Here is a 9,419-nt window from a genome sequence, read left to right on the forward strand (position 1 = left end):
GGCGGTAGCGGTCCTCGGCCGCCGCATAATCCCCCCGCGCCTGGGCGATCATGCCGAGCCGGTGGGTGAAGGCGGCGGCGAGCCGGCTGGTGGGGGGCAGGCGGGTCAGGGTGTAGCGGCAGGTTTGTTCTTCCCAGTCCCAGGATCCCCAGGTGTGCAGCTGCTGGCAGGCAGCGCCGGTGGTCGCGTCCAGGCCGTCGTGGTCGCCGGCTTGCAGCTGGTGGTGGCCGGCTTCGAGGAGCTGGGTGACGTCAGCGAGCCGGTCTTGGGGCCAGACGTCGACACGCCATTGCCAGTAGGCGGCGGCACGGCGGTGGGCGTCGACGGCCTGGTCGGGGCTGGTGCGGGCGAGGATGGCGGTGGCGGTCCAGCGGTGCACGGTGAAGCCGGTCTCGTCGCCGTCCGGTCCGGTGGTGGGGGTGAGCAGGCCGAGGCCGAGCAGGACTGTGACCGCGGCCTCGAAGCCGGCGGGCACGTCCAGCGGCGGCCGCCGCAGCTCTTCCACGTAGTTTCGGTACGCCTCGGCCTGGGCGGCGGTCAGACCGGCCTCGGCGAGGGTGGTGGCGCCACGGGCCTGGGCCTCACCAAGGAGCCGGTTGATCTCGTCGAGCTGGTTGTTTCGGTCGGGGTCGATGGCGGGTGGTGGGATGGTGGGGGAGATCTGCCAGGCCAGGCCCGCGGTGTCGACGAGTAGCCGGTAGACGGCGGCGCCGGCGAGTAGCCGGCGGGCGTGTGGGATCGGGTCGAGGCGCGCAAGCAGACTATCGAGGACGATGTCGTCGACGGCGAGGGTGACGGTTTCGGCGAGCGCCCGGTCCAGGTCGCCGGCCACACCGGTGTACCAGGCGGCCGGGTCGTCGATACCGCGGGCGGCCAGGGCGGCTTCGAGTTTGTCGGCGATGTCGTCGAAGCGGGCCTGGCCGCCGGCGAGCAGGGCGTCGAGGTATTCCAGGGTGCGGGGGTGACCGCCGACGTCGGCGATCGCCCGGGCCTGCTCGGCCGGGCTGAGGGCGTCGAGCTGCGGGAGACGCCACAGCAGTTTGCGGGCTTCGGGGACCGACAAGGGGCCGAGGTGATGGTGGTGCAGCCGGCGGGCGGTGGTCCGGTCGACCGGCAGCGGGAAACGGCTGGTGACCAGAAGCTTCGCCCGGCCGGGTAGGCCCGTCCAGGCTCCGAGGAACGCGGCGAGCTGGTCGTCGAGGAAGGTGTGCCCGGCTGCGGTGCCGGCCGGGGTGAGGGTGTCTTCGGCGTTGTCCAGCAGCAAGGTGACCGCCACGGCGGGCAGGAGATGCTGGGCGAGTCGGTCAAGTCGCTGCCTCCACGGGGTCTGTCCGGAGCGCAGGACATCGATGAGCCGGTGGCGAACATCAGCCTCGTCTATGTTGCGGGCGAAGCACCAGTCCGCCAGTTCGGCGGCGATGGTGGTCAGGATCTGGTCGACGGCGACCGGGCCGGACAACGACACCACCAGCCCCGCCTGCTCACCGAGGGCGGCGACGAGTTCCGCGGCCAACGTGGACTTGCCTACCCCACCCAGACCGTGCAGGACCACCCCGGCCGTCGCACCGCGCAGGGCGCGGGTCAGGGCGCGCAGTTCGCTGCGGCGACCGACGAACTCGCCGACCCGGCGGACCGTGATCCCGCCGGCCAGCGTCGGCTCGGCCGGTTCGACGATGGTCTCGAAGGCGGCAGTCGGGTCGTACAGCGGGAGGGACGGGCCGCGCAGGAACAACGCCGGGGTCGCCCACTCCGCCAACCCGGCGCGGCGGTCCGACGGCGGCAGATCCACCCGTTCGCCTTCGACGGCCTGACGGGCGTCGGCTAGGGCGGCCAGCGGGTCCGGGTCCGCCCGGCCGGACAGCTCCCGATACAACCGGGACACCAGGTCGGTGGCATACAGGTCGCTGACCGGCGCGGTCATCGCCAGCACCGCCGGCACACCATGCGCGAGCAGCCCGCGGGCCAGCCCGGGCAGCAGGTCCGCCCCACCCCCGCCGGCGTTCCCCTGCGCCTCGGTGTCGTCGCCGGGTCTGCGGTTCGGGTGGGATGTCGGGCTGGTCAGGGCGGTGGAGCAGCCCGCGAGCACGACCAGCGGTACCCCCCGCTTGGGCACCAGCACCTGTTCGGCGAACGCCTCGGTATCGATCGGGTCGGCGTCACCGTCGTTGGTTTCCAGGACGAGGTGGCCGGGACGGGCGTGACACGAGATGTGCAGGATGTGGAACCGCTCCTGCTGCAGCGCCGTCCGGATCGCGCTCCGGCTGCCCCCGTTGAGGATCCGCACATACGCCGCGCCGTTACGGCGGGCCGGCTCGACCGCATCCAGGATCCGGGCCAGCTCGGCCTCATAGTCCAACAACACCCCGCCGCCGCGTTCCGGACTCGCGATCACCGCGAGGATCCGCAGCGGCCCAGCAATGCCCATCGCCGGGGTCGGCCCCAGGCCCGTGACCGTCCGATGCAGCCACACCGACGGGTGCAACACCAGCGGCCGCGTCTGCCCGGGCAGGGTCACCGTCTCCCAGGGCAGGTCCGCCAACCCGCCGCCCTGGTCGTCGGCGATCTCGAGGGCCAGGCGCAGCGGCACCCCACCGGCCACCGCCGCGTCGACCTCGCCGGCCAGGCCGGTCGCCACCGCGGCGGGCAGGAACCGCTGGCCGAGCATCCGCCCCACCGCCCGCAACGCGCCATCGACCGGATCGACCGCGGCCCCGCTACTGCCGGCCGCCGCCTTGTGCAGCGTGGCGGCCGACCGGTGGGTACGGATCCGTTCCAGTTCCCGCAGCACCTGGCTGGCGGGCCAGTCCAACCCGGCCGGCCGGCCGGCCACCGGCTCCTCGACCCCGGGGGCGGTCAGGGTCACCAGACCGGTGCCGATCCGCAGGGTTGCGCTCCGGATGGTTTCGGCGTGGAAGGCCAGCCCCGGCGGCGGGCGGACGGTCCCGTCCGCGGCCGGGCGGCACGGCCGCCGGCCGTGCAACGCGGCGACCAGATCGCCGACCCGGGCGGTGTAGGTGACGGAGTCGTGGGCCCGGCGGAAATCGACCCACACCCGGGCGGCGAGGAACGGCGGCAGGTCGGCGTCGTCGAGGAGCACGGGAATGAGCCGTTGGCGGCCCTCGACCGCCCGGGTCAGCATCGCCGCGTACTCCGCGGCCACCCACGGCCGGGACAGCGACTGCGGGCTGACCACCAGGATCCCGGACGTCGAATCGCGGATGCCGGCGTCCAGCCGGTGGACAAGCACATCCCCGGCCAGAATTTCCCACTCGTCGTAAAACACGTGCAGGCCGGCGCGTTCCAGATTCTCCGCCAGCGCCCGCACCCAGATCTGGTCGGTGTGCCCGTAGGAGACGAACACATCAAAGCTGTCCGCCATCGCCACCCCCGTCTGTGACCAGCCGATGCCGGCATCCTACGCCCACTGATCGTCGCTGTCGGCACCCGTCCGACCATCCGAACCGGCGCGGCAGGGGGCCTGTCCCACCCGGCGGTGCGCGGGGAAGTGGGGTCGGAGTCGTCGTCGAGGTCGAGACGAGTCGCGGCGACGGCGCCGGGCGGGGACAGGTCGAGCACGTAGTCGCCGAACCGGCGGCACTGGCCATGGCCCCACCGCCACCCGCGCAGGTCTGGGTGCCCGTCACGCCCACCTTGCGGTGAACGCCGCCCTCACCTGGTGCCAGATCGTTCTCGACACCCTCGCCGACCCCAACGCCCCCTGGCACAAGAACCATTGATCATCGCCGTTTGGCCCTGGTGACACGTTTCTTACCAACACCCCGGTGCCGCCGACTCCGCCCCTGCGTCGGGGGCGATAGGCGGCCGGGACGGTCCTGTCGGTCTGTCCCGGCCGGTAGCGCTGTGGGCCGGCCAGCCGGCGAAGGCGCCACGCCCGGTCGGCGGGACAAGGTCCCCTCGGTTCATGACGGTTGTCGCCAGAAGTCCCTGTCAGTCGTCCTCGCCTCCTACCGCGGGGTCGAAGTGGCCGGGTGGGACCGGGGTGACGGGTAGGGGCCGGTCGGGTTCGTGACGGTCAGGGCGGCAGGCGCGGAACGGCCCGGAGGGCCCGCACAGCACTGCGAGTTGCGGGTCGAGGTAGGACACGTGCCAGGTGGCGATGCCGGTGTTGGGGTCGGTGCGGGCGTGTTCCCAGGCCCGCCAGAGTGCTTCGAGGCGGATGACGGCTTCGGTGTGGTCCCACCATTGGGCGCACCAGCGGAACTCCCCGCCGGTTGAGCGGGGGTAGGCCACCCGCAGGTACTGCTCGACCCAGTCAGTGACGCTGGTGAACGCCGGTTCCAGGGGCTCCTCGTGGTCGCTGGCGCCGGCTGTCGGGACGGTGGCAGCCGGGTCCATGGCGGTGGTGCGGGCGTCGAGATCGAGCAGCAGGGTTTCCAGGGAGCTGAGGCGGGCGGCCAGGTCCGCCAGCGCGCCGGTCAGATCAACGGCGGTGGTGGGGCTGGTCATGATGTTTCCGTTCCTTTCTGTGGGCTGGTCCTGGACACGGCGGTGGGCGTGGGGGTGGCGTGGGCGGTGAGGGTGGCCATGGCCTGTGTGGACGCGGCGGTGATCGCGGTGGTGTGTGGGCCGGTGTACCAGGGGCGTAGCCGGACCGCGGCCGCGCGGATGCCGGTGGCGAGTAGCAGTGCGGTGCCCTTGGGCATGGCGCGGATGTCGGCGGCCTCCAGGATCCGCTGGCGGCGCAGCGAGACCTGTGTGGACGGGCCGCCGCGGCTGTGGGACACCGAGGAGATTTCGATGTCGTGGTCGCCGACGAGCCGGGAGAGGTCCTCGGCGTGGCGGGGGTCGTCGATGCCGGCGCCGACGAGTTTGATGGTGGCGGCGGACCACAGGGCGTCCATGCCCTGTTCTCCCCATACTCCGACGCCTTGCCGGTAGGACTGCAGGATCGTGATGGTGACCAGGCCGCGGGAGCCCAGGTGGGAGTACAACCGGGGCAGGTCGGCGATCTTGCAGATGTTCGCGGCCTCATCCAGCATGATCCGCATGGGGGGGTCGAGGCGGCCGCCGGCGGCTTCGGCGCGGCGGACCGCGGCACGCATGACCTGGTCGACGAACGCGGCGACCAGCGGACTGGCGGCACCTTCGTCGTCCTTGGACAGCAGGTACAACGTGTCGCTGCTGGCGGCGAAACGGTCGACGTCGAGCAGCGCCCTTTGTCCGCTTTCTGCGTTGTGGTCGGCGGGTGGGGTGACCCAGGTCAGGATCTGGTCGTTGCGTAGGCAGCGGGCGGCGGCCCGGGCGGTTTCGTACACACCTTCGCGGGTTTCCGGGGCGCCGGCCTGGCGGCCGCGCAGGCCGGCGGCCACCGCCCGGTAGCCGTGGTCGTCGAGGAGGTCGGCGGGCCGGGGGCTGGCGGAGTCGTTGAGCCATTCGTAGACGTCGATCAGGCTGCGGTCGTTGGTGGCGGCGGCCAGCAGCAGGCTGGCGAGCAGGTCCCCGGCGGCCGCGGCCCAGAAGTCCCGGGATGCCTGCCCGCCGCGGATCTCCTGGAGGAAGTGGGAGGCGAGCCGGTCGGCGTCCTCCACCCCGCGCACAGCCGCCAGGGGGTTCCACCACCAGATTGGCGGAGTGTAGGCGATCTGCTGGGGATCGAACACCCACACCGTGCCGTTCGCTGCCCGCAGGGCGGCGGTGGTCGCCCACAGATCGGCCTTGTTCGCGGTGGCGACGACCGCGCCGGGGGCGTCGAGGATGACCGGGACCGCCAGCGCGGTGGTCTTACCGGCGCGGGGGGCCATGACCGCGACCGCGACGTCCTCGTCCGATCCGTACAGCGGGGTGCCGCCGGGGGTCAGGTCCCCGATCGGCCAGCCCCGGTCCGTTTCGGACAGGCGGGGCAGCGGGGCCAGGGACGGGCGCAGCGCGCGGGCGCGGGCGGCCGCACCGGCGGGGGTGAGGGCCGCCAGGTCGTGGTCGTCGGCGAGGGAGGGGCCGGCCAGCGCCCAGCCGCCGGGCTGTCGGCGGGGCCGCAGCCGCCGCACGGCCAGGACCACGCCGGCCCCGGCGGCGGCGGTGAGGGCTGCGGTGAGGGTGATGGTGGTGGCCAGCCAGCCGGCGGGCACACCCGGCCAGGCGGTGGTCGTGTCGGCGGTGGCCAGCGCGGCGAGGAACCGGCCGCCGAAGCCGGGCACGTGCCCGCCGCCGAGGGCGGCGGCCAGACGGGCCGCGGCCCAGATCAGCCAGCCGGCGGCGACCAGCGTCCACAACACGCCGATGGCGAGCCAGGGGGCGAGGAACTGGCTGCCGCGGGGGCCGTGGGGGCCGCTCACCGGCGGATCGCCTGATCGGAGTCGTACAGGTCCAGCTCCGCCGGTCGCAGGGTCATCTGGACGGGGATACCCAGCCGCCCCCCGGTTTTGATCAGATATTTGCCGCGGCCGGGGTGGCGGACACCGGGCTGCCAGGAATCCGGCGCTGACCAGGAGGCGACCATCGCGCGTTCCGGCGCGGTCAGCGGCGTGATCTGATGGACCCGGTCGAGTTCGCGGGGCGGCAGCCCCGCGCAGATCAGGATCGCGGCCCGGTCCACGAACCCGCGCGCCTTGGCCCGGTCTTCCTCCGTTGGCAGCGCGTCCAGGTCGGCCAGCGAATGGGTCACCATCAGCGACGCGATCCCTTTGGCGCGGTTGAGGCGGGTCAGGGCATCGGCGTGCTCCACCAGCCCGGGCGCGCCGCGCAGCGCCCGCCACAGCTCGTCCATGACCGCCAGGTGGTGGCGGCGGGGGGCCAGGTGCACATCGGCGAGGGCGGCCGCGGCGTCAACGACCCCGAACCCGTAGGCCCAGGTGCACAGCAGCGCGGCGGACAGCAGGGTGTCCCCGGCCGCGCCGACCCGGGAGATGTCCACGGAGACGGCGGGGGCATCGAGGTCGATGGGGGTGGTGGTAGGCCCGTCGAACACCCCGGCCAGCGACCCCTCGGTCAACAACGCCAACGTCGGAACGAGGTCGTCGACGCGGGCGGCGTATGCCTGCGGGCTGGGGGCGCGGGCGGCGGCGCGCAGCTCGTCCGGCCCGGATTCGATCACATGCAGGACGTCGGGCACGGTCGGGGCGGCCCGGCCGCGGTGACGGTCCTCGAGGAGGTCGACGGCCCGGCCCAGGATGACCTCTTCGGCGTTGCCGATGCGGCTGCCGCGCACCAGGGAGGCCAGGGCGAGCAGCAGGGACAGCCGGCGGCCGCGGACCTCCCAGCGCAGGGCGGCGGCCTGCTCGGCGGGCAGGCGGTCCCATGCCTGCCCGAGCGGGCCGGCGTCCAGCGGGTTGATCCGGTCCAGGCCGCGGCCGACGCGGATGACCTGCCCGCCCAGGGCCTCCACATGCCGGGTGTAGTCCGGTTTGGTGTCCCCGAGGATCAGGGTGCGGGTGCCGAACGCAGCCATACCGGTGATCAGCCGGTGGGCCAGGGCGGTCTTGCCGGTGCCGGGCTGGCCGAGCAGGAACATGCCCGGGTTGGTGACCAGGCCGGCGTCCGCCCACAGCAGCGGATCGAGGCAGACGACCTCTCCCCACAGCAGGTGCCGGCCGATCGGGACGCCGAGGGCTGGGGAGCCGCCGCCGGCGACGAACGGGTACAGCCCGCAGATCTGCACGGTGGTGCCCTGGTACTCGATGCTCTGTTCGACGTGGGCGGCGCGGCCCGCGCCGGGGGTTTTCCACCCCCAGGCCGGAGCGACCGGGCCGGCATCCGCCGCGGTGACCACGGTACCGGGGGCTGGCGAGGGCGGCGCGAGGAAGGTCTGCTTCCGGGGGGCGTGACGCGGCGACATCCCGATCTCCTGGGGTCAGTGGGGCCAGCGGCGGGACAGCACCGGCGGGCAGATCCCGCACGGCAGGGTGGTGGCGAACCCGGCGGCCTGACTGCCGTACATCCGCCTCATTCTGATCTTGGACTCGTCGGCGCGGGACTGCACGTCCGCGACCGCCAGCGGCAGCTCGGACGCCTCGAGCACCGTCGTGGTCACGTACAGGGAGATCAGGGTGACGCCGCCGCCGAGGGCTTCCTCCGCGGCGGCGCGGTGGGCGCGCTGGGCGTCGGCGGTGTCCCGGGCGGTGGCGTCCCGGCCGGTCTGGGCTCGGTAGGTCGCCCGGAACGAGGCGGCAGTGACTTCCCGTTCCAACACGCGGGCGGCGTCCCCGGCGGACAGCGGCCGGTAGAGCAGGGTAACCCGTCGTGGCCATCGGCCCGGGGCGATCAGCCGGGCCAGCACGTGCGCGGGGACCTGCTGGCGGGGAGCCTCCCGCCACGACCACGACACCGAATATGCCCCGTCGTGGTCGTACTGGCCGCGGGACTCCACGGCGGTGACCGGGCCGGCCTCCACCCAGTTCAGCAGTTCCGGGTTGTCGCTGGCGAGCATCCGGTTGATCTCTCCGCGGGCGTGTGGATCGTAGGCGGTGCGTACCACCCCGGCGATCATCGCCGCGCTGGCCCGGCCAAGGACGGCCACCCCGCAGGTACCGAGGGAGGACTCCAGGCCGGTCAGGGTGTGGCCGAACTCGGCCGCGGCCGCGGGTAGATCCGCTGGCCGGGACGGCGCCAGCCGTGGATCAAAGGTGAGTGACACGTAGGTGTCGACGTCGGCGGCCGCGGCCGGCGCGGCCGCGACGAGCTCGTCCATCAGGTCCCGTGCCAGCGGCGGGGCGTCCGCGGCGAGGCGGGCGGCAACGCTGTCAGCCAGGGTGGAGCCGGGGTCGGGTGCGGTGGTGACGGTGACCGTGACCCAGCGGATCGCGGGAAGGTAACCGAGACCGGCCAGCCAGCCACCCCAGTTGGCCACCCAGCCGTCGGCGTCGGCGGGGTCAGCCAGCCAGGTCGAGGCCGGGGCCACGGCCAGGGTGGCGGTCACCAGCCCGCTGCGGCGATCCCACACCAGCCCGTAGTCTGCGCCGGCACCGTCGTCGGCGGACACCAGCGTGGTGGGCGCCAGGACCCCGGGCAGGGTCCACGCCTGGGGATGTTCGACCGCGAGGTCGGCGTCGAGCCGGTCGTAGCCGGCGCGGCGCGCCGCCGCCCAGCGGGCCTGCTGGACGAGCAGGTGGACCAGCGGGATGCCGTCCCACCGCGCCCACATCCCCCCGCCGGCCACGGCGGCGGGCAGCAGCAGGATCCCGGCAGCCAGCGGGGAGAACGCCGCCACGCCCATCAGCAGGGCGAGAGTGGCCAGCAGGCCTAGGGTCTGCGCGGATGACAGGCCGAACAGGCCGACCTGCTGGCTGCGTCGCCACCCTCCGTAGGTACGGATCCGCGGCTCGTTCTCGCTCACGGCCGGCCACCCCCGGCCGGCGGTGTCCCGCCCTCGGTCGAGGGTTCCTGCCCAGTCATAGCGTTCCCGGCCGCCCGGGCCGCGCCGGCGGCGGCCTGCCCGGCCGCGGCGGCCGCCATGCCCGCCGGAC

The 9,419-nt window shown here is 73.7% G+C and carries 6 protein-coding genes; 1 reads left to right on the forward strand and 5 read right to left on the reverse strand.

Features of this window, described 5'->3' with window-relative positions; genetic code table 11:
* A partial coding sequence (locus MJ797_RS24345) for a TIR domain-containing protein (protein WP_239341651.1) occupies window positions 1-3,379 on the reverse strand: 3,379 nt, incomplete at its 3' end.
* Between the two features lie 55 nt (window positions 3,380-3,434).
* On the opposite strand from MJ797_RS24345, the gene MJ797_RS27655 reads away from it, so the two are divergent.
* On the forward strand, window positions 3,435-3,737 hold the full coding sequence (locus MJ797_RS27655; RefSeq protein ID WP_374582919.1) for an abortive infection family protein: 303 nt from the start codon (window positions 3,435-3,437) through the stop codon (window positions 3,735-3,737).
* Window positions 3,738-3,948: 211 nt separating this feature from the next.
* Here the strand turns inward: MJ797_RS27655 and MJ797_RS24350 are convergent, their stop codons facing one another.
* From MJ797_RS24350 to MJ797_RS24370, 4 genes are read right to left on the reverse strand one after another with little or no spacing between them, the layout of a single operon-like run.
* On the reverse strand, window positions 3,949-4,467 hold the full coding sequence (locus tag MJ797_RS24350; protein ID WP_239341654.1) for a DUF4913 domain-containing protein: 519 nt from the start codon (window positions 4,465-4,467) through the stop codon (window positions 3,949-3,951).
* Window positions 4,464-6,293 carry a type IV secretory system conjugative DNA transfer family protein gene (locus MJ797_RS24355; protein ID WP_255739456.1) on the reverse strand — a complete coding sequence of 610 codons (1,830 nt, stop codon included), beginning with the start codon at window positions 6,291-6,293 and terminating at the stop codon, window positions 4,464-4,466. The genes MJ797_RS24350 and MJ797_RS24355 overlap by 4 nt, the downstream gene beginning before the upstream one ends.
* Window positions 6,290-7,792 carry a hypothetical protein gene (locus tag MJ797_RS24365; protein ID WP_239341661.1) on the reverse strand — a complete coding sequence of 501 codons (1,503 nt, stop codon included), beginning with the start codon at window positions 7,790-7,792 and terminating at the stop codon, window positions 6,290-6,292. The genes MJ797_RS24355 and MJ797_RS24365 overlap by 4 nt, the downstream gene beginning before the upstream one ends.
* Window positions 7,793-7,807: 15 nt before the next feature.
* The gene (locus MJ797_RS24370; protein ID WP_239341663.1) at window positions 7,808-9,289 is read right to left on the reverse strand and encodes an SCO6880 family protein; all 1,482 of its coding nucleotides are present in this window, start codon (window positions 9,287-9,289) and stop codon (window positions 7,808-7,810) included.
* Window positions 9,290-9,419: the final 130 nt, after the last annotated feature.

The organism is Protofrankia sp. CiP3, assembly GCF_917627345.1.
Classification (GTDB): Bacteria; Actinomycetota; Actinomycetes; order Frankiales; family Frankiaceae; genus Protofrankia.